At 70.0% G+C, this 22,721-nt stretch carries 25 protein-coding genes; 12 read left to right on the forward strand and 13 right to left on the reverse strand.

Going from position 1 to position 22,721, the window contains the following annotated elements:
- Positions 1–32: 32 nt before the first annotated feature.
- The 5 genes from NE236_RS03160 to NE236_RS03180 all read right to left on the reverse strand — a co-directional run bounded on the left by NE236_RS03160 (position 33) and on the right by NE236_RS03180 (position 3,515).
- Positions 33–401, reverse strand: coding sequence for a cupin domain-containing protein (locus tag NE236_RS03160; protein WP_252840243.1), 369 nt, complete (start codon positions 399–401; stop codon positions 33–35).
- A 98-nt stretch (positions 402–499) separates the two neighbouring features.
- Positions 500–1,432, reverse strand: coding sequence for an NADP-dependent oxidoreductase (locus tag NE236_RS03165; RefSeq protein WP_252840244.1), 933 nt, complete (start codon positions 1,430–1,432; stop codon positions 500–502).
- 221 nt (positions 1,433–1,653) lie between these two features.
- Positions 1,654–2,343, reverse strand: coding sequence for a type 1 glutamine amidotransferase domain-containing protein (locus NE236_RS03170; protein WP_252840245.1), 690 nt, complete (start codon positions 2,341–2,343; stop codon positions 1,654–1,656).
- A 150-nt stretch (positions 2,344–2,493) separates the two neighbouring features.
- The gene (locus tag NE236_RS03175; protein WP_252840246.1) at positions 2,494–2,664 is read right to left on the reverse strand and encodes a DUF397 domain-containing protein; all 171 of its coding nucleotides are present in this window, start codon (positions 2,662–2,664) and stop codon (positions 2,494–2,496) included.
- Positions 2,661–3,515 (reverse strand): helix-turn-helix domain-containing protein, encoded by an 855-nt coding sequence (locus tag NE236_RS03180; RefSeq protein WP_252840247.1) that lies wholly within the window; start codon positions 3,513–3,515, stop codon positions 2,661–2,663. Before NE236_RS03180 ends, NE236_RS03175 begins: the two co-directional genes overlap by 4 nt.
- A gap of 160 nt (positions 3,516–3,675) precedes the next feature.
- Between NE236_RS03180 and NE236_RS03185 the strand changes: the two genes are divergently transcribed.
- Positions 3,676–3,927 (forward strand): hypothetical protein, encoded by a 252-nt coding sequence (locus tag NE236_RS03185; RefSeq protein ID WP_252840248.1) that lies wholly within the window; start codon positions 3,676–3,678, stop codon positions 3,925–3,927.
- The gene (locus NE236_RS03190) at positions 3,924–4,370 is read left to right on the forward strand and encodes an ATP-binding protein (RefSeq protein ID WP_252840249.1); all 447 of its coding nucleotides are present in this window, start codon (positions 3,924–3,926) and stop codon (positions 4,368–4,370) included. The genes NE236_RS03185 and NE236_RS03190 overlap by 4 nt, the downstream gene beginning before the upstream one ends.
- Here NE236_RS03190 and NE236_RS03195 read toward each other — a convergent pair.
- Positions 4,360–5,223, reverse strand: coding sequence for an NAD(P)H-binding protein (locus NE236_RS03195; RefSeq protein WP_252840250.1), 864 nt, complete (start codon positions 5,221–5,223; stop codon positions 4,360–4,362). The two genes, NE236_RS03190 and NE236_RS03195, sit on opposite strands and share 11 nt — an antisense overlap.
- A 140-nt stretch (positions 5,224–5,363) precedes the next feature.
- Between NE236_RS03195 and NE236_RS03200 the strand changes: the two genes are divergently transcribed.
- A complete protein-coding gene (locus NE236_RS03200) occupies positions 5,364–5,810 on the forward strand; it encodes a MarR family winged helix-turn-helix transcriptional regulator (protein WP_252840251.1) in 447 nt (148 codons plus the stop codon).
- A 346-nt stretch (positions 5,811–6,156) separates the two neighbouring features.
- Here the strand turns inward: NE236_RS03200 and NE236_RS03205 are convergent, their stop codons facing one another.
- Positions 6,157–6,882 carry a peptidase inhibitor family I36 protein gene (locus tag NE236_RS03205; RefSeq protein ID WP_252840252.1) on the reverse strand — a complete coding sequence of 242 codons (726 nt, stop codon included), beginning with the start codon at positions 6,880–6,882 and terminating at the stop codon, positions 6,157–6,159.
- 424 nt (positions 6,883–7,306) lie between these two features.
- Between NE236_RS03205 and NE236_RS03210 the strand changes: the two genes are divergently transcribed.
- Both NE236_RS03210 and NE236_RS03215 read left to right on the forward strand, forming a co-directional pair.
- Positions 7,307–7,909, forward strand: coding sequence for a hypothetical protein (locus NE236_RS03210; protein WP_252840253.1), 603 nt, complete (start codon positions 7,307–7,309; stop codon positions 7,907–7,909).
- A gap of 73 nt (positions 7,910–7,982) precedes the next feature.
- Positions 7,983–8,159 carry a hypothetical protein gene (locus NE236_RS03215; protein WP_252840254.1) on the forward strand — a complete coding sequence of 59 codons (177 nt, stop codon included), beginning with the start codon at positions 7,983–7,985 and terminating at the stop codon, positions 8,157–8,159.
- Between the two features lie 184 nt (positions 8,160–8,343).
- Here NE236_RS03215 and NE236_RS03220 read toward each other — a convergent pair whose 3' ends face one another.
- Positions 8,344–9,318 carry a GlxA family transcriptional regulator gene (locus tag NE236_RS03220; RefSeq protein WP_252840255.1) on the reverse strand — a complete coding sequence of 325 codons (975 nt, stop codon included), beginning with the start codon at positions 9,316–9,318 and terminating at the stop codon, positions 8,344–8,346.
- Between the two features lie 130 nt (positions 9,319–9,448).
- Here NE236_RS03220 and NE236_RS03225 point away from each other — a divergent pair, with 130 nt between their 5' ends.
- Positions 9,449–10,372: an NAD-dependent epimerase/dehydratase family protein gene (locus NE236_RS03225; protein WP_252840256.1), complete on the forward strand. Its 924-nt coding sequence runs from the start codon at positions 9,449–9,451 to the stop codon at positions 10,370–10,372.
- Positions 10,373–10,429: 57 nt separating this feature from the next.
- On the opposite strand, the gene NE236_RS03230 is transcribed toward NE236_RS03225, so the two are convergent.
- The 3 genes from NE236_RS03230 to NE236_RS03240 form a co-directional block, all read right to left on the reverse strand.
- Positions 10,430–10,744 carry a Tn3 family transposase gene (locus NE236_RS03230; protein WP_252840257.1) on the reverse strand — a complete coding sequence of 105 codons (315 nt, stop codon included), beginning with the start codon at positions 10,742–10,744 and terminating at the stop codon, positions 10,430–10,432.
- A 247-nt stretch (positions 10,745–10,991) separates the two neighbouring features.
- Positions 10,992–11,795 (reverse strand): hypothetical protein, encoded by an 804-nt coding sequence (locus NE236_RS03235; RefSeq protein ID WP_252840258.1) that lies wholly within the window; start codon positions 11,793–11,795, stop codon positions 10,992–10,994.
- Positions 11,796–12,549: 754 nt separating this feature from the next.
- The gene (locus NE236_RS03240) at positions 12,550–13,932 is read right to left on the reverse strand and encodes an Ig-like domain-containing protein (RefSeq protein ID WP_252840259.1); all 1,383 of its coding nucleotides are present in this window, start codon (positions 13,930–13,932) and stop codon (positions 12,550–12,552) included.
- Between the two features lie 349 nt (positions 13,933–14,281).
- Here NE236_RS03240 and NE236_RS03245 point away from each other — a divergent pair, with 349 nt between their 5' ends.
- The 5 genes from NE236_RS03245 (at position 14,282) to NE236_RS03265 (ending at position 19,391) form a co-directional block, all read left to right on the forward strand.
- Positions 14,282–14,683: a hypothetical protein gene (locus tag NE236_RS03245; RefSeq protein WP_252840260.1), complete on the forward strand. Its 402-nt coding sequence runs from the start codon at positions 14,282–14,284 to the stop codon at positions 14,681–14,683.
- A gap of 415 nt (positions 14,684–15,098) precedes the next feature.
- Complete coding sequence (locus NE236_RS03250) at positions 15,099–16,004, forward strand: helix-turn-helix transcriptional regulator (RefSeq protein ID WP_252840261.1); 906 nt, start codon at positions 15,099–15,101, stop codon at positions 16,002–16,004.
- A gap of 220 nt (positions 16,005–16,224) precedes the next feature.
- Complete coding sequence (locus NE236_RS03255; RefSeq protein WP_252840262.1) at positions 16,225–16,422, forward strand: hypothetical protein; 198 nt, start codon at positions 16,225–16,227, stop codon at positions 16,420–16,422.
- Positions 16,423–17,017: 595 nt separating this feature from the next.
- The gene (locus tag NE236_RS03260) at positions 17,018–18,205 is read left to right on the forward strand and encodes a YncE family protein (RefSeq protein ID WP_252840263.1); all 1,188 of its coding nucleotides are present in this window, start codon (positions 17,018–17,020) and stop codon (positions 18,203–18,205) included.
- 67 nt (positions 18,206–18,272) lie between these two features.
- A complete protein-coding gene (locus NE236_RS03265) occupies positions 18,273–19,391 on the forward strand; it encodes an RsbRD N-terminal domain-containing protein (protein WP_252840264.1) in 1,119 nt (372 codons plus the stop codon).
- 3 nt (positions 19,392–19,394) lie between these two features.
- Here the strand turns inward: NE236_RS03265 and NE236_RS03270 are convergent, their stop codons facing one another.
- Entirely contained in the window at positions 19,395–20,162 is a 768-nt protein-coding gene (locus NE236_RS03270; RefSeq protein WP_252840265.1) for an SDR family NAD(P)-dependent oxidoreductase, read from the reverse strand.
- Between the two features lie 67 nt (positions 20,163–20,229).
- Positions 20,230–20,961 carry a DedA family protein gene (locus tag NE236_RS03275; RefSeq protein ID WP_252840266.1) on the reverse strand — a complete coding sequence of 244 codons (732 nt, stop codon included), beginning with the start codon at positions 20,959–20,961 and terminating at the stop codon, positions 20,230–20,232.
- Between the two features lie 273 nt (positions 20,962–21,234).
- On the opposite strand from NE236_RS03275, the gene NE236_RS03280 reads away from it, so the two are divergent.
- Positions 21,235–22,704, forward strand: a complete 1,470-nt coding sequence (locus NE236_RS03280; protein ID WP_252840267.1) for a DNA-3-methyladenine glycosylase 2 family protein — start codon at positions 21,235–21,237, stop codon at positions 22,702–22,704.
- Positions 22,705–22,721: the final 17 nt, after the last annotated feature.

A 22,721-nucleotide genomic window follows, 5' to 3' on the forward strand; every position in this document is an offset into this window, starting at 1 on the left:
GACGGCCCCATTCTTGGGAGGGGCCGGCCTTCCTACTTTGGCGGATCGTCGACCTTGAGCTTGTCTCCCGTGTTGGAGATGAAGATGACCAGCAGCTTCGTCGATTTCGTCCGGCTGGTGTTCTCCGTGAGCAGGTGGTGGGCGCCGGGCTGCTCGACCCAGTTCTGTCCTTGGTGGTACGTACGAACGGGCCCGCCGGCGAGTTGGCTGCGCACAGTGCCCTGGAGTACGTAGGCGTAAACGAATGCCGAGCCGTGCCGATGCGGCACCGCGCGCGCGTTGGGCGGGAAGTCCACGATCGCCGAGGTGAACGTCTTGCCCTTGACATTCGGAAGCGCCTGTTCGAGCAGAGGCGTTAGCGTCTCGGACGGTTGTTTCGAAACCGTGGTATCAGCGGCCACACTGCCGGTCGCACGCTGTGCTGCTGGGGCGCATGCGGTGGCCGTAGCCACCATGTCGGCAGCCAGAAAGCCGCAGGCAAGCCGTATTCGGATCGTGATTACTCTCCTCCTCGGTCTTCGGTGACTTGGATGATCGTCTTGCCGGGGGTGCGCTGGTCGGGGGCGAACGCGGAGGGCGCTTCGCGGAGCGTCCGCACGGCCCCGACGATCGGCTTGAGCCGTCCGTCCCGGAGCCGTTGGGCGAGGTCCGCGAGCCGGGCGCGATCGGGTTCGACGACGAAGAAGATCGCCTGCCCGTTCTTGGGCTGGACCTTGGGTGGCGTGGCGATGGTGACGAGCGTGCCGCCGGCGCGCACCAGCGCGGCCGAGCGGTCGAGGATCTCGCCGCCGATCACGTCGAACACCACGTCGACCTCACCGGCATCTTCCAGTTGATCGGCCTGCAGGTCCAGGAAGAGATCCACGCCGAGACCGAGTGCGGTGTCCCGGTCGGCGGCACGGCCCGTGCCGATCACTCGGGCTCCCACCTCGCGCGCGAGCTGCGCCGCGATCGAACCCACACCGCCTGCGGCGCCGTGGATCAGGACGGTCTGGCCCGCTGCGAGGCGGCCGTGGTCGAACAGGCCCTGCCACGCGGTCAGCCCGGAGATCGGCAGTGCGGCGGCCACGGTGTGGTCGACGTCCGCCGGAAGCGGGGCAAGGTTGCGGGCCTCCACCGCGGCGTACTCGGCCAGGGAGCCGTTGCGCGTCCAGTCGGCCAGTCCGAACACCCGCTGGCCGACGCTAAGGCCGGTGGTTCCGTAACCCAGCGCGGCGACGACACCCGACAGCTCATGTCCGGGCACGCTCGGCGTCCGGTCACGGCCGGCGCGATCGGACCACGTACCCGGCCAGTCGAGCTCTCCGGGGGTGAACCCCGCGGCATGCACCCGCACGATGACGTCGTTCTCGGCGGCGTGAGGGTACGGCATTTCCGTCAGGGAGAGTCCGCCGATACCAGCGGCGCGGTCTCGGACGGTGATGGCTCGCATGGCAGTTCCTCTCGTGGTGGGGTTGTGGAGCTCACATCAACCCGTCATCGTGAGGCCGGCAGGTTGACTCCGCCGCCACGACCGCCGGGCCGTCGTCGCCCGGCCGGGCCATGGTGACGTCCCCTTTCGCCGGTCCCGCTCTGGGTCGTCATTAGGGAGACGAGGCAGGTGAAGGAGCGGACCGACAGCGCCGTCCGCGGCTCCGCGGGCGGAAAGCTCCCTTAAAGGACCTTGAGCAGTCGTTCGGCCAAGACGCCTGCCGAGGCAGGGTTCTGTCCGGTGAACAGGTTGCGGTCGACCACCGTGTAGGGCTTCCACATCTCGCCCTTGGTGAAGTCGACGCCCAGGTCGATGAGCTCGTCCTCCAGCAACCAGCGGGCCTTCGGGCCGAGCCCGACCGCGTTCTCCTCCTCGTTGGTGAACGCAGTGACCCGGTAGCCGGCGAAGGGCGATACGCCGTGGATCCTGGTCGCCAGCATCGCGGCCGGGGCGTGGCAGACGATGGCGAGGGGCTTGCCGGAGGCGAGCGCCGCGGTCAGCAACCGGCCGGCGTCCGCGTCGACGCACAGGTCTTCCATGGGGCCGTGGCCGCCCGGGAGGTAGACGGCGTCGTAATCCTCCAGGCGGGCGTTCGCCAGTTGGATCGGCCGCCGCATCACCTCCGCGGAACGGATGATCGCTTCCAGTTCGAGAGCGATCTGAGCGCTGCCGGCCATCTCGGGGCGCAGGCTCATCATGTCCACGTTCGGGACCACCCCGTTGGGGGTCGCGACCACGACCTGGTGGTCGGCCTCGGTGAGCGCCTTGTACGGGGCCGCGAACTCCTCGGCCCAGTAACCCGTCGCATGCCTGGTGCCGTCCTTCAGCGTCCAGTACGTCGCCCCGGTCATCACGAAAAGTAGCTTCGCCATCGGACAACCACCCCCCGGTCTGCATCTGATGCGGTTAGCGCACATCTGCTCCAAGAAGCATCTTATGTCCGAGTGTGATCGAGGCCACATGGCGGTGGTGCACACCGCACCGCCGGGCGCCCCGGACGCCGAGCCGGACAACCGAGGACGTCAGCCGCCGTCCGTGGCCGAGAACACGGCCACCTCGACACACTCGCCTTCGTCTCCGCCGCTACGGCTGCTCTTACGCCACACGGCGGCGGCCTCGACGCAGTTCCCTTCATAGCCGCCGCTGTAAGGGCTCTTGCGCCACAAAACGTCCGTCGACTCTGGGATGCTCATACCCGCGACGCTAGCCGTTCGATGAGCTTCAGAGAAGCGTCTTCGTCCAGCGATGCGTCCAGGAGCAGAGAAAAGATCTCTTCATTCAGCGCGATCTTCTTATCGTCATCGACGAACAGACTCTTGGTGAGTTGCTCGATGACCGACACGGTGAGGTTTCCGGGAGGCCGTAGGGATAGCAGGTGGAACGGTCCCGCCAGCCACAGGTAGGCGGCAGCGGAGTTCGGCAGCACGTGCAGCGCCACGTTCTCCAGCTCGGCCGTCTCGGAGAGCCGACGGAGCTGGGCGTACATGAGATCGGGGCCGCCGACCCGATGATGGAGCACCGACTCGCTGATCACAGCTACGTAGTGCGGCGGGTCGGGGCGTGCCAGCACCTTTTGGCGGGCCATCCGGAATGCGACCAGCACGCCGGTATTGCGGACTGGCCGGGCCGGTCCAACTCGCGTAAGGGCCCGAGCGTACTCCGGAGTCTGCAAGAGGCCCGGCACTACGCACGGCTCGAAATTGCGGATCAATTCTGCGTCCTCCTCAAGGCTGGCCAAGTCGAGGGCGGCGGCGGAGATGCGACCCTCATAAGCGCGCTCCCAGCTCTTTCCTGGCCTGTGGGCGGCCAGATGGAGCAGGGACTGACGGAGTGGGCCCTCGGGAACCTGGTAAAAGTCGAGGAGGTCGGCCAGTTCCTGGCAGTTGATCGAGTGCAGGCCGTTCTCCAGGGTGCTGAGCCAGCCCTTGGACCGGCCATAGCGGCGGCAGGCGGTGTCCATCGTCATCCCGCTGTCCTCGCGGGCCTTGCGCAGCGCCGAGCCGATCCGGCGCAAGCGGACCGACGGAATGTTCCGGGAGGGCATCCCTTCACAATGTCACTATCCGTGTCTCCGTGCGCACGGAACGAGGTTGGATGAACGTTCATCCGGCGAACATTCGGCCCAGGTCAGCGACTGTTGCGTCCTGCCGCGGTCGATGGCGAGGGTGGCTCCCGACACTGGGGAAGGGAGCCGTCGGGTGCAGATGTCCAAGACGCGGTACGCGCTGCTGGTCCGGCTGGCGTGGGAGCTGCGGGCCACACCCGTGACCTCACTGCTCGTCGTACCCGGCCACGGCGAGGCGGTGCTGTGGGTGCTGGGGCGGGGCGGCCGCAAGGAGGCCGTTCTGGCCGTACCGCGCCCGGACCGGTGGCGGCTGCTGTGGCGCGGCACCGAGCTGGACGCCTCGTCGGTGCCGGAGGCGGCCCGGCGGATCGCGGCGGCGGTCGCGGCGTGACCGTCCTGGACGGGGCGGCCGAGGAGCCGGTCGTTCTCGGCGAGATCACGCTGCCGGGCGGGCGGCGGTCGGTCGCGCACGCCCGTACGTTCCTGCGCGACCTGCTGCCGTGCGGTCATCCGATCCTCGCCGACCTGGTCACGGTGGGGAGCGAGACGGTCTGTAACGCCGTCACCCACACCGCGTCGGGACGTGCGGGCGGACAGGTGAGGGTCGTGCTCCTCGCCGAGCGCGGCGCGTACCGGCTGGAGGTCACCGACGACGGCGCCGGCGGCGCCCGCCCGCGCCTGAAGCCCGAGGACGGAGGCGAGAGCGGGCGCGGAATGCGGATCGTCGACGCGCTCGCCCGGCGATGGGGCTACCGGCAGGACGGCGCTCGTACGGTCGTCTGGGCCGAGTTCCCCTCCGAGCACGGCCCTGAGGTCGGCCGGGTCAGGTGGTGACCGGCGGCTGGAAGGCGGTGGCGTTGCGGGCGCACCAGTCGGCGAAGGTGCGGGGCGCGCGGCCGAGCAGTCGCCGTACCGTGTCGGTCCGGAATCCGGTCGTGTCGGCGCGCATGAGCGTGAACCCTTCGATGATGGCGTCGGCGAGAGCTGGGGGAGCACCGCCCGGGAAGCGGGCGCGTACGGCCTCGTCCGGTGCGGTCGCCTCACGGACCTCGATCGGCCGGCCGATCTCCTGAGAGAGGACCTGCACCTGCTCGGCGAAGGTGAACGTCTCCTCGCCGGTGAGGACGTACTCCTTGCCCTGGTGGCCGTCCTCGGTGAGGGCGAGAGCGGCGACGGCTGCGATGTCGGCGGGATCGATCGGCGCGTAGCGGCCGGGGCCGACCGGGTCCAGCACGAAGCCCTCCTCATGGATGGTGGGCAGCCAGTCGAGGGCGTTGGTCATGAAGCCGCCGGGCCGCAGGAACGTGGCGGGGATGCCGGAGGCGCGGATCATCTCCTCGCGCTCGTGGTGCCAGCGGCCCATGGCCGGCATCGGATCGCCCAGGACGTTGAACGAGGACAGGTGGACGATGCGGCCGACCCCGGTGGCCTGGGCGGCGGCGACCGCATGGGCGGTGTGGGCGGTGCCGATGCCGGGCGTGAGGAGGAAGAGCCGGTCGACGCCGTCGAAGGCGGGCGTCAGAGTCGCCGGATCGTCCAGGTCCGCGACGACGCGCTCGGCCCGGCCGGGCAGCGTGGCGGCGCGGGCGGGGTCACGGACGAGAACGCGGAACTCGGCGTCTTTCGCCGTGAGCTCGTGGACGAGCTCACGGCCGACGTTTCCGGTGGCACCGGTGACCAGTATCATCAGGATTCCCTAAGTCGTTTGCCGTCTAGCGATTACCTCGCGGAACGTTAGCCGGTAAATGATTAGCCGTCAATCGATCTCGCTGGAGGATCGGCCGGTCACCCGCATCGGCCGGTTCGGCCGCGTCACCGGAGGCCGCGATGCCCGAGTTCCTGGACCTTCACGGCAGGACGAACAAGGTGGTCCGGGCCGCGGCAGAGGCCGTCCTGAGACGCCACGGCCTGCGCCTCGGCCAGGACCATCTGCTCGCGGTGCTGTGGGAACACGACGGCAGCACCCCCGGGGAGGTCGCCGCCGCGCTCAACGTCACCACCCCCACGGTCGTCAAGATGGCCACCCGAATGACCGCGGCCGGGCTGCTCACCCGGCGCCGGGACGACCGGGACAGCCGCCTCGTACGGCTCTGGCTCACCGAGACGGGCCGCGCGCTGCGTGAGCCGATCGAAGCCGAACGACGGCTCCTGGAGGAGAAGATCACCGCGGACCTCACCGAGACCGAACGACGGCACCTGATGAGCGCGCTCGCGAAGATCCACCGATCGGCGAGCGACGTGCTGGGCGGCGCGCCCATCGACCCCGCCGACTGACATCTCGTTTGAGACGCCCACCATCCCCTGGCCCATCCGGCTACCGCCGAAGAGGAGAACGTCCCGACGTGCTGCTGTGCCTGTTCGATGCGGTGCCTGAAGAAATCACCCTTCGCGAGCCGGAGGAGGGCATCTTCTTCGGGTCCGATTCGAGTGAGGCCATCCGCTTGGGCTGACCGGTTCTGCGGTCTCGCCCCGGACCGGGCGAGACCGCGGCCATGCCCTTTCACTCTTCGAAAGCTGTGTCACGTCCCCTTGCGGTCACCGCTCCCCGGCACGGTGCGGGCCGGGGAGCGGTGACGGGAGTGGTACCCCTGGGTGAGGGCCGTCGAGGGCGGCTGCCGGGTCAGCCCAGTTGCTGGGCGTGCAGGCCTGTGAGGCGTTTGTAGGCGTGGTCCTGGTTGGGATAGAGGACCTGGACGTCGATGAGGAGGGCCGTTCCAGGTTCGACGCCGTGTCCTTCTTTGGAGCCGAGCAGGACGGCGCCGCTGGTGCCGTCCTTGATGATCTCGCCCCAGAAGACGTCGGTGAAGCCTTTGGCCAGCGAGGTTCCTTCGGGCAGACCGCCGAAGCCCACGGCCCACTTCATGACGCGGGTTTCCGCGGCGTGCATCGTGAGCCGGTAGGAGTAGATGTGCCCCTGGCCTTCCGACCAGTCGCTCCGGAATTCTTGTTCAATGCGGAGATTTCCCTCGAAGGGGGACGCCAGGGCGGACTGGGCCTGGTCGTTCCAGGAGCCGTTGGGGCTGCCGGCCATGGGGATGTGCCGCAGGTCGGCGATCGAGGTGCCCGCGTCCACCGGCAGCGAGTGGCCCTGCTGGTCGGCGGCGGAGAACAGCGTGTTGTCCTCGATGGTGTTGTTGACGACGGAGCTCACCCCGTCGCCGCTGTGGTCGAACCCGTACGCGGAGAAGTCGTTGATGTGCGCGCCCACCGGGATGGCCAGGATCTTGTCGCCGCGTCCCGGGGTCTGGCCGGCGTTGAAGCCGCTGCCCCGGTAGAGGCAGAAGGTGCCCTCGGGGCACGCGTCGGCCCCCTGGCCGTAGATCAGCTTCGGTTCGTTGTCGCTCACTGCACTCCCTTGACAGTTAACGGCTGGCACGGCTGCTCGGGTCCAGCAGACCCGGGCTGTCCCGTGCTGCTGGCAGGTGGAGCCCAGCGCATCACCGGGACCGAGGTGGCACAGGCATCCGACCGATACACTATGCGACCTATCGGCTACTCAGCGTAGCGACACGGCGCATGACGTGTCGCGCCTGATCGGTGGCGTCCCGATCACGCAGCGGCCGCAGGCGGTCCGAGAACCCTCATCCTTCACCTGGTTCTCCGTGGTCGGCCGCGGTGTGGTGAGACGTTGTATCGCCGCAGGTAGGGCTACGTTCTACCTCGCGTCTCTGAGGCTGTCGTGTTCGCAGCGGCATGTTGCATGACGAGATTCGGGGTGGGATGTGCGGGCGTTCCCTGTTCGGCTGCCGTCTGGAGTCGGGTACTGGACGGTGCTGGATGACGAGCTGGCCGTGGTGCCGGAGGCAGATGCCTCCCTGCGGCATGTCAGGTTCGGCCGGGGCCAGGCCGAGCTGACGACCCGGGCGTACGCCGGGCACGTCGCGCTGTTCCTGCGGTGGTGCGCCCGTACGGGGCGGGAGTGGCGGACGGCGGCCGCGGAGCTGGCGCTGTTCGTCACCTTTCTGAAGTACGGGTCGAAGGAGACGACGGGCATCGACTGGCCGTCGGGGGCGGGGCTGGTGCTGGCCGGTCCGAACGCTGAGCAGGCGCGTAAGGAGGCCCGGATCGAGAACGTGCTGACCGGGGTACGGCAATTCCTCTGCCACGGCATCACGGCCAAGACGGTCCCGCCGGAGGTACTGGCGCAGCTGTATGAGGTGGCGGCGGCGGGCTGGGAGCTGCCGCCGGAGGCCCGCGGCACGGGGATTGGGGTACCGGATGAAGGCCCGACACCGGGTCCGATCAGGCGCCGGATGCAGGTACAGGGTGCTGCAGGCGACCCGGGAGTGCCGCGCCGGCGCGTCCCGAATCCGCCCGGCGGTGAAGCGACGGACCATCGTATCCAGTGCGCCACCCCTAGGCGGGCCACATAATGGTATCGCATAGTAAATATGCAACTACGGACCGTAACGCACGTGCCCGTCCCCCGAGAAAAAGGAGAGTTGCATGCGCAGCCTCATCATCGGCGCGGGTGCGCTGGCCACCGCCGCGTTGGCGCTGACGGCGGTTCCCCTCCCCTCGCGCAGCAGTTGGAAGACGAGGTCGAGCTTCGGGCGGGACGCCTTCGCGCCGCTCGCCTTGTCGACGTGGATGTTGTCGCGGTCGACGCCGGCCCGCAACTAGGCGTCGATCTGATGATCGGGGTTCTGGCCGGCGGTCGAGACCCACGCGTAGCCGATAAGCATGTGTCGGAATCTATCGACCGGACCGTTCACCGACGTTGATTTCCGACGCGAGTTGCCGACGCTGCCCACCTGCGGGTTCGTGATCACGGGCCGAGTGTCGGCAGACGAGGGTTTGCCGACACTCATGCCGTGGTGGTGCCGCTACCTGCTGAGCTTGGGTGCTGGGTGAACGCGGCGCGGTAGGCGCTGGGGGTGAGTCCGGTCCGTCTCGAGAGGTGTTGGCGCAGTGAGTCGGTGGTGGCGAGGCCGCTGAGCCGGGCGACCTGGTCCATCGGCAGGTCGGTGGTTTCGAGTAGTTCCTGCGCGCGGAGCACTCGCTGGTGGAGAAGCCATTGGAGCGGGGTGAGGCCGGTCTCCGCGTGGAATCTGCGGGTCAGGGTGCGGACGCTGGTGCGGGCGTGGGCGGCGAGGTCGGCGCGGGTGAGCGGTTCGTGCAGGCGGTCCAGTGCCCAGGTGCGGGTCTCGGTGAGTGAGGTTCCGGTCTCGGGTGGTAGGGGCGTGTTGATGAACTGGGCCTGCCCGCCGGGTCGTACGGGTGCCGCTACGACCAGGCGGGCGACGGCGTTGGCCGTCGCGGCGCCGTAGTCGGTGCGTACCAGGTGCAGGCACAGGTCGATGCCGGCGGAGAGTCCGGCGGAGGTCAGGACGTTGCCGTCCTCGACGTACAGCACGTCCGGGCGCAGCTTGACGGCGGGGAAGCGGGTGGAAAACTCCTCGGACTTGGCCCAGTAGGTGGTGGCGCTGCGTCCGTCGAGCAGGCCGGCTTGGGCGAGGACGAAGGCGCCCGTACAGATTGAGGCGACACGTCTGCCTGCGGCTGACGCGCGGCGCAGGACTGAAAGGACGCGCGGGTCGACGTCTTCGCGGGCGCCGGTTCCGGTGACGATGACGGTGTCGGCGTCGTCGATGGCCTCCAGCCCGTGGGTGACGGTGATTTCCAGGCTGCTACTGGTGGCGACCGGCCCGGGACGGGCCGTGCAGACGCGTACCTGGTAGCCGGCGTGTCCGTCGATGGTCGTCTCCCCGAGTACCAGCTCGGGGATGGACAGGTCGAACGTGGTGGCAGGGGGGACGGCGATGACCGCGACCCGATGCATGGCCCGAACCTCCGGATGTTTGGCATTCGGGCCACTACCTTACCGACCATCTGGGGTGAAAGGTAGAGCCGTCGCCGCGGCAGTCGGGGCGACAGTCCCCTCTTTCCGATCAGGGAGTGCACGCGTGTCCTTGTACGTCATCGTTGGATCCGGAGCCACTGGATCGGCTACCGCGCGTCAACTGGCCGACGCCGGCGAGCAGGTTCGGCTCATCAGCCTCCAAGGCGCCGGGCCGGCGCACGAACGGATCGAACTCGTAGCTGCCGACGCGACCGACACCGCCCGGCTCATCGAGCTGACCACCGGAGCAGTGACCTTGTTCAACTGCGCCATGCCGCCGTACGACCGCTGGCCGTCCGAATTCCCGCCTCTGGCCGCCGCTTTGCTCACCACGGCAGAGCGCAGCGGCGCGGACTACGTCATGCTCAGCAACACCTACGGCTACGGTCCCGTCGACGGACCCATCACCGAAGACCTTCCCCTGGCACCCACCAGCGTCAAGGGCCGGGTACGAGCCCAGCTGTGGCACGACGCGCGCGCCGCTCATGAGGCCGGCCGGGTGCGGGTGACCGAAGTCCGGGCCTACGACTACCTCGGAGCGGGCGCGCTCTCGCCGTTCACCATCATGGTGGGGGCGCAGGTGTTGAGTGGCGAGCCCGTCTTCTATCCCGGCGATCTCGACGCGCCGCACAGTTGGACCTACACCGAAGACGCGGCCCGCACGCTGATCGCCGCAGCGCGCCACGCGGACTCCTGGGGCCGGGCCTGGCACGTGCCCTCCACCTCGGAGGCCCCGGTTCGCGAACTGGCCGAGCGCCTGGCTTCAGCCGCCTCCGCGCCCACCCCGAAGCTGGGCCACATGACGGTGGCCGAACTCGAGGAGATCGGGCGGACCAACTCGGTTATGGCGGAATTCCCGGAGATGCTGTACTTGTACGACCGGCCCAACATCCTCGACGCATCATTCACCGTGTCGGTCCTGAACATCGCCCCCACACCGATTGATGTGGTCCTCAGCGAAATGGCCACGGCGCACGGCCAGCCCCAAGCCTGACGAACCGCCGGTAGGCCGCGCCCGGGGTGCTGTGAAATACCTGGGGATCACTCGGGGTCATGCGGAGGTGGACACGAACGAGTCCGCGTCGTCCGCCGCTGGGCCTGTGCCCGGCGCACCCGTACTGAACCCCAGGTCCAGCCGCTTGTCCATGTCGAGCCGGAAGGTGCTGTACGGGTTGATGTTCGACCAGAACAGCGCAGTCAGCCCGCGACGATCTTCATCTGAGAGCTTCTTCACCCAGGCCGGCACGGCGAGGACTCGCTGCAACAGCAGGGTATTGACGTGCACGAGCGCGGACTGGAGCAGGTGCAAGGCGAGCAGGAGGCGGCGCTGGAGGACAGCCCGGTCGATGCGCTCGTATGCGGCCACGGAGACGAACTCGTCGGTGAAGCCGGTGAGGAAGTCGGCGTTCTGCAGGCGTCCAGCAGGTCGAGCACGCCCCAGCGGCGTACGACCTCGTCCTTGAGCGCCGCCAGGCCGGTGGGCTCATCCAGCTTGTCCAGCTTCGGAACGCTGATCCACGACTCGCCGTGGCGGCTGGTCACCCGCACCCCGCCCGCCGAGCCATCCGCCAATGCGGCCGTGATGCGGTCCAGGCCGGCGGTCATCCGCTGCTTCAGGTCGGCGATGAACGCCTCGGCATCCAGGGGCTGGCGGATTGCCGCGTAGTACACAGTGCGGGTGGCCTCGTGCGGGTGGCCTCGAAGTCGCCGGGCAGGTCGTCCTCCGGATTGCGCCACCGGGCTGCGCCCTCGATGTAGATCTCCCGGCGCCGGATCGCGTCCCGCAGCGCCACCAGCACGCACAGCTCGTACGGGATCCGCTCGACCTTGCCCTTGTCGTCCACGACGGCCTCGCGCCAGTCTTTCCGTACGACGCCGTCCATCGGCGCCGTGTCGGCCGGGTCGTAGAAACGGGTCTTGCCGTCAACCTCCGCGTATTTCTCCAGCAGCGCGAGCGTGTCCATCACCGGCCTGTAGGCGGTGTTGTTGCACTTGAAGCCAAGCGTGCGCAGCAGCGGCGGCAGCATCTGCCGGTAGTACGAGCTGTAGGAGGAGCGCAGTGTGGTGCGGACCTTGGCCTTGAACGCCTTTTCGTTCGCCTTCGCCTCCGCTACCAGGTCGTGCAGCGTCTTCTCCCCGACCACCGGTACAAGCACCGTGCGCACGGTCCCCTCGGGCTGGCCGATCGCCGCGTCAGCGAGCCGGAAGAGGATGCCCTCCTTGCCGCGGACCTTCTTCAGCTCCGCCGTCAGTTGCTTCTCCACCCGCCGCTCGGCGCGAGCGTTGATCTTCAGCACCAAGGCGATCAGCAGATCCACCAGGGCATCGGTGATCTCCGCCTGCCGGGAGGAGCACAGCGCCGCGAGCAACGTGATCCGAACGTTCTTGGCGGTGTCGCGAAAGTCCGAGGGGTACATCTTGATCGCCCGTGCCCGCCACGCGGCAACCAGCTTCTCCGAACAGTCCGCGAACGCCCTCCGCCAGCGTCCAACTCGCCAACAACTCTTCCGGAGACCACTCCTGTCGCAAGCCTCGCCCCTCCCGTGCCGATCCTCGAATCACTCGATCAGCCCAACGAAGCGGCCGAGGCGGAAACGGCCATCTGGCGACACAAAAACGACCCGCCGGTTACCTTGCGGCTGGTGTCTGAGCTAGGACTCCGGGGCCTACTTCGCCGTATGAAGGCCCCGCCGGGCCGCACGATGCACGGCGATTCCCCAGCCCGAGGTGCCTGCTCCACCGTTCAAGATCATCTCAATGTCTCGCGGGGGGGGCGCCAGTCGTCGGCGAGGCCAGCCGCTACACCTTCTGACCGTGACCAAGACGGCCCCGCCGACGTCCGCGTGTCTCGTCGGCACCGGCCTGCAGCGGACCGCACGGCCCGGCGACATGGCGGGCCGCGGCGCTCCCGCGCGGCTCGGGCAGCGGGGAGGGTTGCGGCCCTCGCCTCCCGGCGGCGATCGCGGCAGGCGAGGACCCGTGACGGCACCGCGAAGGATCAAGCTTCACGCGGCACGGTGATTCAAGGCCGGGACCAGCCCTTGATGCTGGCGCGTTTGCGTCCCGCGCGGTCCTCGGCCGGGTGCTGCGGCGTGATGATCAAGGACGTGAACGGTCGCGGACCCGGCGGCCGGTCAGTTCACAGCGCGTGCACCCAGAGCGCGCCCGCCTTCACCGGCTGGTCGTGATCGGGCACGTCGGCGTTTGGAACACCACACCGTCCACCAGGTTGCCGGTCGCCGGGCTGCCACCCGCGGCCGACACCGAGCGGAGCTCGAATCGGGTGAGGGTCTGCCCCGGCGGGACGACGTACGTTCCGGTGTAGTGCCGCCAGGCGGTGTTGCCGTCGGAGATGTTCGGAGAGGAGGCCCCGGCAGGGACTTGCGCCACGGTCGCGCCCGGTGCGCCGATGAGCACCTGCATCACGTCGGTGCCCAAGACGCCTCGGTGATATAGCGACCAGGTCATCACTGTTCCGGGAACGGTGGGCACCTTTTGGTAGAGCGTGGAGACCTCGTTGGCGTTGAGTTCGGCGAACTGCCGGCCGTCGGCTGCCGGGACTCCGTTAACGCCGCTCCGCCAGAACTCCAGCTTCTTGTCGGAGGCTTCGGTGTGCCAGCCGACGCTCGGATTGGAGGAGGCGTCGGGAAGGAGGTCCCAGCCGGCCGCCGTGGCCACGGGCGGCGTCTCGAAGCTGCCGTTGACCAGATTGACCGCTGGGGGACAGAGGACTGTGACGGTGACCGTGGCGGTGCTGGTCCCGCAGGCGGTGGTGATGGTGTAGGTGAAGGTGTCGGTACCGGCGAAGCCCGCGGCCGGCGTGTAGGTCACGTTGCCGCCGGAGATCGTCGCGGTGCCATGGCCGGGCGTGGTGACGTTGCTGATCGTCGGTGCGGTCGCGGTGTCGTTGGCCAGCACGGGCACGCTGACGGCGCTGCCCTGCCGGGTGGTGGCGGTGTCATCGACCGCCCGGGTGGGCGAGATGGACTGCCCGTTCACGATCTGGATCGGCGGGGCGGGTGTGTTGTTGCCGAGCTGGCCCGGAGCGGCGATGACGCTGCTGATCCCACTCGGCCGGATCGTCATGCTCCGCCCGATGGTGCCCTGCCTGACCCGGAAGGTGATGACCGTCGGGGGCGGGTCGGTCTTGCTGCCCACCGAGGGGATCGACAGGGTGGTGCCGTTGATGGTGCCGGTCCCCGACCGGCCGATGACGTCGGCGTTGGCCAGCAGGGACGACACGTCCCACATGGTGGTGTAGCTGCGAACCAGGAACGGCCACTGGGCCGTGCGGTGCGTCAGCGTGAGGGTGAAGGTGCCGCCCGGGGTGATCTGCCCGCCCCACAGCGACGGGGACGTGTTGACCGAGATCGACCCGCTGCCCAGCCTCATGCCGAGCGCGTTCTTCCAGTAGTACTCGACGGGGTAGGTCGCCTGCCCGTGCCGGACACAGGGCGGGTAGGCGGCTCGCGTGACGGCCCGCCGCGCGGTGGGACCGGCGTGCGCAGCGGCACCGGCGGCCACCTGCACCGCGAGCGCGGCCAGCAAGGCCAACACAGCGCAGGCCGGCGCCGTGAGCGCGGATCTGGATCGTTGTGACATCAGTACTGAACTCCCGCTCTGTCGTGAGGGACGCCCTCGTAGATCGACTTCACGGCGACGTTACTCTGCGCATTTGATCGGCAACGGTAAGTGCCGGACCATGCGATCTCCGTGTCGCGGTTCGATGGCAACGGAACGGCGGCGGGGATGTCGGTCGGGCGGAACAAGCGAGTGAGGGCGCGGCCGAGGCCGCTCCCCTCCTGAGCGCCGGTGGGCATTGCGGGCTTGGCAACTTAATGTAATCATTTGATTGCGAAGGGTAGTCAATGGTTTTCGCTCGACTCATCCCCAGGAGGCCCCCATGCCGTCCACCGCCACCACCATCACCATCACCGCCGCCGCGCTGGCCGCCGGGGCCGGACTGTCGGTCGCCGTCCCCGCCCTGGCCGGCATCGGCGGCGCCCACACCCCCGGCGCCCGCGCCGCCGCCAACGTCAACGCCGACGGCACCGTCGTACGCTCCACGGGCGTCACCAACGTCCGCAAGATCCACACCGGCGACTACTGCATCGACCTGGACCCCCACATCAACGCCGCCACCGCCGTGCCCGTCGCCACCGCACGCGGAGGCGCCCCCTGGGACACCATCGTCCTCGTCACCGACAACACCGGATGCGGCGACGCGAGCAGAACCTTCCGCGTCCTGACCGGCAAGACCTCCGGCGGATACAGGGACGCCCAGTTCCACGTCGTCGTCGACTGACCCCACCACCCCGACCTACGGCGAGTCGGGTACCGGCCGCACGCTCCTGCGAGGCCCTCACCGCCCGGCGGCGAGGGCCTCGCCCGTTCAGCCCGTCCGGTTCTCGGGCGTGCTACTCGCCCTGCCCACCCTGGTCGACGTCGCCGGGCCCGCCCAGCCGGTTGCCGAGCTGACTCCGGGCGCGCGGGGCCGGGTTCAGCACTCCAGCATGCGCATGCCGGCTTCGGTGTGGGTGTGCCGGTGGCCGGGGGAGGCAGTGTGCTTGGCGAGCTGCTCATCGGTCAGCTGTTCGATGTTCTGCCGTCGGTGTCCGCCTGGCGACAGACCGCATGGTTCGGGGGAATGGGGTTCGGGGGAGTGACAGGGCCCCTCACCTGCGATCGGGTCCCGTCACACCGGTGACACACTGGAGGACATGGCTTCCGACCAGCGCAGCAGCGATACCGAGCTGGGCCGATTCCTGCGCGCCCGCCGCACCCAGACCAGCCCCGACCGGGTCGGCCTTCCCATCGGGACCGGCCTGCGCCGCACGCCCGGACTGCGCCGCGAGGAGTTGGCCACCCTGTCCGGGATCAGCATCGACTATTACGTGCGGCTGGAGCGCGGCAAAGAGACCCGCCCCAGCCCCGCCGTGATCGACGCCCTCGCCCGCGCCCTGCGGCTGGACGACCGTGAGCACCAGCACCTGCGCGAACTCGCCGCCCGCGCCGCGCGGTACGCCCCCGAACCCCCGCCTCCGCCCAGCGGCACGGTGCGCCCCCACCTGAAACTGCTGCTGGAGACGATGCGCCCGAACCCGGCCTACATCATCAGCCGGAGCATGGACCTCCTCGCCTACAACCCTGGCGGGCTCGCCCTGTACGCGGGATTGGACGACTGGCCGGCAGAACACCGCAATGTCGCCCGGTACCTGTTCCTGCACCCCACGGCCCGCGACCTTTTCCCCGACTGGGACACCCAGGTCCGCGGCTGTGTCGCCCGCCTGCGCGCCCAGGCCGGCACCGCCCCCGACGCGCCCGACCTGACCGGCCTGGTGGGCGAACTGCTGCTCAAAAGCCCTGACTTCGCCAAACTCTGGGAACGCTACGAGGTGACCGGCCGCAAGCCCGACCGTAAGACCTTCCACCACCCCCGCGTCGGCGTCCTCACCCTCAGTCCCCAGTCCATGCAACTGGAGGGCACCCCCGGCCAGCGCCTGGGCGCCTACGTTGCCGAGCCCGGCACCCCCGACTACGACGCGATGCTCCTGCTGGACATGACCGCTCCTCAGCCCGCCACTCCGGCCCCCCAAGACCAGGGACGGCCACCCGCACGGCACTGATCGGCGGCCGGTCCCGCTCAGCCGGGCCGGTTGTCGATGGGCGACAAACGATCCCAACCTTGCCCCTCACCGGAGCTTCGGGAGTCCTGGGCACACGGCGGCGCTACCCGGGCTGCTCGTCGTACCGCGCACGCTACGAGTGGCCAGCTCGCCTTCGAGACAGACGATCTTCCTTAAGCAGTCTCGCGGATCCCGCGAGACCCAATCGAGGGAGAATCGGATGACCACGCAGGAGGAAAAGAACGACGCGATCGCCCGCTTCGTAGAGAGCGGGAAGCAGAAGCCGAGGGACACCCGCTCTGGCCCGTCCTCGAACCCGTCCTCGACGAGCCGGTCCTCACGGTCGGCTTCGGGTGGCTCGGCTCTGGGCGGTGTCGCCGCGAAGCTCCTGGATGTCGCCGGCGACCTCCTGCCCTGAGGGTCAGCTGGCGGTGATCCACTGCCATCCTGAACGCAGGGGCCCGGCCATCGCGCCGGGCCCCTTTGCTCTCGGACGGCAACGGCAGCCGACTCGTGATGATCACGAACCGCAACCGTGATCTAGCCCATCGCTACATGGCGGCTGGGGACACGTTCGGGAGAAGGAGGCCGAGATTTCCCAGAGTTCGCGCGAACTGATGGGTCTTCACGATGAACCGGAGGGTCGTCAGGCTCTATAGATGGTTCTGACCCTTGGGCTCGTCGGAACCGGCGGGGTCTTGTTCCTCGGCGGCGGTCGTCAGGAGCGCTCGGGCGTTCTCGGCGTAGCGGATGGCGGTCTTGGGGTCGATGCCGAAGACCGCGGCCGGGCCCGAGGGCGAGCGCTTCGTCGAGCTGGCGGTGCATGCGTAGGCGGGGACTGTACGGACTGGACAGACCCCTGATCGGCGGCCGGTCCCGCTCAGCCGGGCCGGTTGTCGATGGGCGACAACGGAGCCCTGCGACGTTGGCGGCGATGATCTGTGCGGCGGCGCGCGCCGTACTCAGACTTGACGCGGTGCCGTAGTGACGGCGGCGGTTCGTGAGGAGACGCGATGCCCGGCAGGAGATTCAGAGCCCTGATGATCTGCGCGGCGACGGCCGCGGCGTTGTCCGTTCCGGTGAGCCAGGCCGGTGCGGCCGGGCTGCGGGACGTGTTGTTGGTCGGCAACAGCCAGTCCGGCAGCGTCAGCTTCATCGACGGGCGCACGTACCAGAACCTCGGGTCGTTCAACGTGATCGGGGACCTGCAGCAGCGGCTCGACGAGATGGACCCGATCCAGCGGGCCGGGTACGAGACGGTCAAGCAGATCGAGGGCGGTGACCGGTTCGTCGACGACGTGCAGCTGTCCCCGGACGGGAGGGCGCTGTACGTCTCGCGCGGCAACATCGACGACGCGGCGGCGTTCGACCTGGTGTCGGGGCGGCAGCTGTGGCACACCCGGCTGGACGGCTTCCACGCCGACCACGCGGCGCTGTCCCCGGACGGCGGGAAGTACGTGATCTCGGCGACGACGGCGCAGGTCGCCGAGGTGCTGGACACCGCGACCGGGGCGGTGCTCGGGAAGTTCGGCACCGGCACCTATCCGCACCAGAACGACTACACCGCCGACGGGAAGTACATCTACAACTCCAGCATCGGGGTGACGTCGCTGCCGCAGGCGCTGGAGGGCCTCAAGGGCACGTTCCAGCTGACGAAGGTGGACGCGTCCACGCTCAAGGTCGTCAAGACCTGGCTGTTCCCGCACGGGGTCCGGCCGAACCTCATCGCGCCGGACGGCAACACCTTCTACGCCCAGCAGTCGTACCTGAACGGCTTCATCAAGTACGACCTGGCGCAGTCGAAGATCGTCGCGACGGTCACCATGCCGTACAGCGCACACGGCAAGGCGCTGAAGCCGGACGACTACCCGCAGAACTCCGCGCACCACGGCCTGGCGTTGTCCGGGGACGGCGCGAAGCTGTGCGACGTGGGGACGATCGACGACTACACGGCGATCGTGAACACGTCGGACCTGTCCACGAGGGGGATCTTCAACTATCCGACGGACAGCCTGCCGTACTGGGGGACCAGCAGCGTCGACGGCAACCGCTGCTTCGTCTCGCTCAGCAAGGCCAACGCCGTGTCGGTGATCGACTACGCGACGGCCACGGAGGTCGCCCGGATTCCGGTCGGGGTGTTCCCGCAGCGGGAACGGATCGGCCAGGCCGCCCCGGAGGCGATCGCGGCCCTCACGGGCTGATCCGGTTCACACTGGGCGTCGCGGGAGAGCCTTTCCGCGACGCCCATCGCCGTACCGGGAGACGACCATGACGGAACGCGCCGTCCTCCGCCGCCTCATGGAGAAGATGCGCGCCGACCCGCGGACCCTCGAAGCGGTGGTCGAGGCCGCCCGCGCCGAGTCCCCGCCGATCGCGGCACTGCCCGTGCAGGAGGTCCGGCGGCACATCGCGGCGCTCCTGGCGGTGGTGTCGGCGGCGTTCATCGACGAGTCGGGGCTGAACGAGGACGACGCGCGCGTCGCGGACCGGCTGGCCACCGACCGGGCGTTGCAGGGGGTTCCGCTGGCGGCGCTGCTGGACGGGTTCCAGGCGGCGCGCTCGCACATCATGAAACGGCTGCTGAACGAGGCCCGTTCGGCGGGGGTTTCCCTCGACGCGCTGATCGAGGAGATCATGGAGCTCGACGCGTACGCGAACGGGCTGCAGAACCGCCTCATCCACGCGTTCCGGGAGACCGAGCTGAGCCTGGCGCACTCCGCGCACGCCACCCGTCTGCAGGCGCTGCGGGACCTGCTCGCCGGGGGCCCGGTCGCGGGGGCCGCCGACGCCGGGCTGGACGTGCGGCGCCGCTACCACTGCCTGGTCACCGACATCGGCGATCCGCGGGAGGCGCGGCGGGCCGAGGCGGCGCTGGGCCTGCCGGACGGGGTGTCGGGGCTGGTCGACGGCCGGTTGTGCGCGGTGACGACCCGGCTTCCGGCCGAGAGCGCGACGCTGACGGTCGCCGGTCCGGCGGTGCGGCCAGGGGAGCTGGCCGAGGTGTACCGGCTGTGCCGGACCGCGCTGGCCTCGGCGCGGTGCCGGGGCCTGGACGGGTTGTGGGAGCTGACGGCGCTGGCGGTGCCGGTGGCGTTCGACGCGCATCCCCTGCTCGGTGAACTGCTGGCCCGCGACTACCTGGCGGGGCTGGAGGCGGCCGATGAGTTCCATCGGCTGCTGGCCGAGACGGCGCTCGCGTACCTGGACCACGGTGGCCGCGCGGACCACACCGCCGCGGCGCTGCATGTCCATCCGAACACGGTCAAGCACCGTCTGCGGCGGCTGGCCGCGCTGACGCCGTTCGGTGATCCGGTGCCGGCGGGGGAGGCCCTCGCGGGCGCGCTGCGGTGGCGGTGGGCGTTGCAGGCCTGGCTCGCCTCCCGCTGAGGGTCAGTGGACGGAGAACCCTCCGTCGACGAAGATCGACTGGCCGGTGACGTAGGCCGACGCGGGGCCCGCGAGGAACACGGCCGCGCCGGCGAAGTCGGCGGGCTCGCCGTTGCGCCCGATGAAGGTGCGCTCGGCCATCGCGGCGTGCCGTTCGGCGGGGATGTGGGCGGCCAGCGGGGTGATGACGTAGCCGGGGACGAGGGCGTTGGCGCACACGCCGCGGGAGGACCAGGCCTCGGCCTGGGAACGGGTCAGGGCGACGAGCCCGGCCTTGGAGGCGCCGTAGGCCCCGCTGTTGCTGAACGCCCGGAAGGACTGCTGTGAGGCGATGTTGATGATGCGGCCGTGACCGCGGCGGGCCATGCCCGGCCCGAACCGCCGGCCCAGCAGGTACGGGGCGTCGAGGTTGACCGCCATGGTCCGGTCCCAAGTGTCCTCGTCGAGCTCGTCCATCGGGGGGCGCAGGTTGATACCGGCGCAGTTGACGAGGATGTCCGGCTCGCCGAACGGGACGACCGCGTCCTCGGCCGCGCGGTGCACCTGGGCGCGGTCGGCCAGATCCGCCGAGACGTACGCGGCGGGGCGGCCATAAGATTCCAGCTCGGCGGCCGTCTCCCGCAGTTCGGGTTCGCGCCGGGCGATGAGCACCACCCGCGCGCCCGCCCGGGCCAGGGCGGTCGCGATGGCCCGGCCGATGCCGGAGCTGCCGCCGGTCACCACCGCGACCCGATCGTCGAGGGAGAAAAGACCGTCCAGGTAGCTGATCACGGGTGAAAACGGTACCGGGGGCCGGGCCGAACGCGGCGATGGGGGCGGTGCCGCCCGGCTGAGGGCGTCAGCGGTCCGCGGCGGCCTCTGCGTGGTCCGCGGGTTCGGCGGCGGCCGGCTCGGCGCGGGCGTCACGGCGGGCGCGGACGCCGCGTACGAGCAGGACGGCGGCGACCAGGCCGATCGAGGCCCACGTGCCGTAGCGGGAGATGGTCTTGGCGACGTCGACGGCGTCCTGGCCGAGGTAGTAGCCCAGGCCCGTCAGCATGCCGATCCACAGCAGCGCGCCGACGGCGTCGAGCAGCACGAACGTCACCAGGCGCATCCCCGTCCAGCCCGCGATGACGAACAGCAGCGCCGCCGGGACGGGAAGGTAGTAGGCGATGACGACGCCGACCCAGCCGAGCCGGTGACCGAGGCGCTCGGAACGGGCGATCAGCCGCTCACCGCGGGCGCCGCGACCGGCCACCATCGTGAGCATGCCCCGGCCCCACAGGCGTCCCGCCCACCAGAAGAACGGGTCGAACATGATCATTCCGGGGACGGCCGCGGCGACCGCCAGGACCAGGGACACCTGGCCGACCCGGGCGAACGCCCCGGCGGTGACGATCGAGGTCATGCTGCCCGTCAGCAGCTCCAGCAGCACGGGGTTCCGGCCGATGAGCAGCGGGCGCAGCGGGATGAGGGCCAGGGCGTACAGGCCGCTCAGCGCGATTCCGGCCCAGCAGATCAGGTCGGCGCGGCGCGGCCGGCCCGTCCAGGGCAGGCCGGGCTGTGATCCATCCCCCGTGACCGACATCCTCCGATGGTAGGCCGTCGGCGCCGGGGCCCGGCGCACCGACGGCCCGCCGGCGCCCAGGCATGGCCGCGGGCGAGGCCCGGCTCGGTGACCCGTGGCCGGGCGGGGACCGGGCAGGCCGGGGCGTGGCCGTGTTCCCTCGTGGGCGGCATCCTCAGGTGGTGACGGGGGGTCGGCTGAGCAGCCCCGCGCCGCCGGGCCCCCTGGCGGCCCACAGGATGATGTCGGATTTCCGCGAGCGTGACGCGGTGCGCACCGGCGATGCTTGTCGGTATGCATGAGGACGTGGAACGCTGCGTACGCGCCGTGCAGTCGAAGGACGCACGGTTCGACGGATGGTTCTTCACCGCGGTGCTGACCACCGGGATCTACTGCCGGCCCAGCTGCCCGGTGGTGCCGCCGAAGGCCGAGAACATGCGGTTCTTTCCCAGCGCCGCGGCGGCCCAGCAGGCCGGGTTCCGGGCGTGCAAGCGGTGCCGCCCGGACGCCAGCCCCGGCTCCCCGCAGTGGAACGAACGCGCGGACCTCGTCGCCCGCGCGATGCGGTTGATCGCCGACGGCGTGATCGACCGGGAGGGGGTGCCGGGCCTGGCCGCCCGGCTCGGCTACAGCACCCGCCAGATCGAACGCCAGTTGCGCGCCGAGCTCGGCGCCGGCCCGCTCGCGCTCGCCCGTGCGCAGCGCGCCCAGACCGCGCGGCTGCTGATCGAGACCAGTTCCCTGCCGATGAGCGACGTGGCGTTCGCCGCCGGGTTCGCCAGCGTGCGGGCGTTCAACGACACCGTGCGGCAGGTGTTCGCGCTGTCCCCGACCGAGCTGCGCGACCGGGTCGCCCGCGGGCACCCCGCAGCGACCTCCGGGGCCCTGTCGGTGCGGCTGCCCTTCCGCGCACCGCTGTGCCCGGACAACCTGTTCGGGCACCTGGCGGCGACCGGAGTGCCCGGCGTCGAGGAGTGGCGCGACGGCGCGTACCGGCGCACCCTGCGTCTGCCCCACGGGCACGGCGTCGTTTCGCTGCGGCCGGCACCCGACCACATCGCCTGCCGTCTGCACCTGACCGACCTGCGGGACCTGTCCATCGCGATCAGCCGCTGCCGGTGGCTGCTGGACCTGGACGCCGACCCGGTGGCCGTCGACGACCTGCTCGGCGCCGACCCGCTGCTGGCTCCGCACGTGGACAAGGACCGCGGCCGCCGCGTGCCGCGCACCGTCGACCCCGCCGAGTTCGCGGTGCGCGCCGTGCTCGGCCAGCAGGTGTCGACCGAGGCGGCCCGCACCCACGCGGCCCGCCTGGTCACCGCCCACGGCGAACCCGTCGATGATCCCGAAGGCGGCCTGACCCATCTGTTCCCCGGAATGGACGCCCTCGCGGCGCTGGACCCGGAGACACTGGCGTTTCCCCGGGCACGCCGTACGACCCTGACCACGCTGATCGGCGCACTGGCCGACGAGCAGGTCGACCTGGGCGCCGGCAGCGACTGGGGGCGGGCCCGGGAGCTGCTGACGGACCTGCCGGGGCTGGGACCCTGGACCGTCGAGATGATCGCGATGCGCGCGCTCGGCGACCCGGACGCGTTCGTCCCCGGCGACCTGGGAGTGCGCACCGCGGCGCGGGAACTCGGCCTGCCGGTCACCCCCGCCGCCCTCACCCGGCACGCCGCGGCCTGGCGCCCCTGGCGCGCGTACGCGGTGCAGTACCTGTGGGCGACCGGGCGGCACGCCATCAACCGGCTGCCCGCCTGACGAGAAGAAGGAGTACC

The organism is Actinoallomurus purpureus (genome assembly GCF_024055795.1).
GTDB classification, from domain to species: domain Bacteria; phylum Actinomycetota; class Actinomycetes; order Streptosporangiales; family Streptosporangiaceae; genus Actinoallomurus; species Actinoallomurus purpureus.

Excerpts from the sequence above, each read along its gene's own strand:
- NE236_RS03165 (WP_252840244.1), bottom strand. The coding sequence starts at position 1,432 with ATGCGAGCCATCACCGTCCGAGACCGCGCCGCTGGTATCGGCGGACTC.
- NE236_RS03170 (WP_252840245.1), bottom strand. The coding sequence starts at position 2,343 with ATGGCGAAGCTACTTTTCGTGATGACCGGGGCGACGTACTGGACGCTG.
- NE236_RS03175 (WP_252840246.1), bottom strand. The coding sequence starts at position 2,664 with ATGAGCATCCCAGAGTCGACGGACGTTTTGTGGCGCAAGAGCCCTTAC.
- NE236_RS03180 (WP_252840247.1), bottom strand. The coding sequence starts at position 3,515 with ATGCCCTCCCGGAACATTCCGTCGGTCCGCTTGCGCCGGATCGGCTCG.
- NE236_RS03185 (WP_252840248.1), top strand. The coding sequence starts at position 3,676 with ATGTCCAAGACGCGGTACGCGCTGCTGGTCCGGCTGGCGTGGGAGCTG.
- NE236_RS03195 (WP_252840250.1), bottom strand. The coding sequence starts at position 5,223 with ATGATACTGGTCACCGGTGCCACCGGAAACGTCGGCCGTGAGCTCGTC.
- NE236_RS03200 (WP_252840251.1), top strand. The coding sequence starts at position 5,364 with ATGCCCGAGTTCCTGGACCTTCACGGCAGGACGAACAAGGTGGTCCGG.
- NE236_RS03215 (WP_252840254.1), top strand. The coding sequence starts at position 7,983 with ATGCGCAGCCTCATCATCGGCGCGGGTGCGCTGGCCACCGCCGCGTTG.
- NE236_RS03220 (WP_252840255.1), bottom strand. The coding sequence starts at position 9,318 with ATGCATCGGGTCGCGGTCATCGCCGTCCCCCCTGCCACCACGTTCGAC.
- NE236_RS03235 (WP_252840258.1), bottom strand. The coding sequence starts at position 11,795 with ATGTACCCCTCGGACTTTCGCGACACCGCCAAGAACGTTCGGATCACG.
- NE236_RS03245 (WP_252840260.1), top strand. The coding sequence starts at position 14,282 with ATGCCGTCCACCGCCACCACCATCACCATCACCGCCGCCGCGCTGGCC.
- NE236_RS03250 (WP_252840261.1), top strand. The coding sequence starts at position 15,099 with ATGGCTTCCGACCAGCGCAGCAGCGATACCGAGCTGGGCCGATTCCTG.
- NE236_RS03255 (WP_252840262.1), top strand. The coding sequence starts at position 16,225 with ATGACCACGCAGGAGGAAAAGAACGACGCGATCGCCCGCTTCGTAGAG.
- NE236_RS03260 (WP_252840263.1), top strand. The coding sequence starts at position 17,018 with ATGCCCGGCAGGAGATTCAGAGCCCTGATGATCTGCGCGGCGACGGCC.
- NE236_RS03265 (WP_252840264.1), top strand. The coding sequence starts at position 18,273 with ATGACGGAACGCGCCGTCCTCCGCCGCCTCATGGAGAAGATGCGCGCC.
- NE236_RS03275 (WP_252840266.1), bottom strand. The coding sequence starts at position 20,961 with ATGTCGGTCACGGGGGATGGATCACAGCCCGGCCTGCCCTGGACGGGC.
- NE236_RS03280 (WP_252840267.1), top strand. The coding sequence starts at position 21,235 with ATGCATGAGGACGTGGAACGCTGCGTACGCGCCGTGCAGTCGAAGGAC.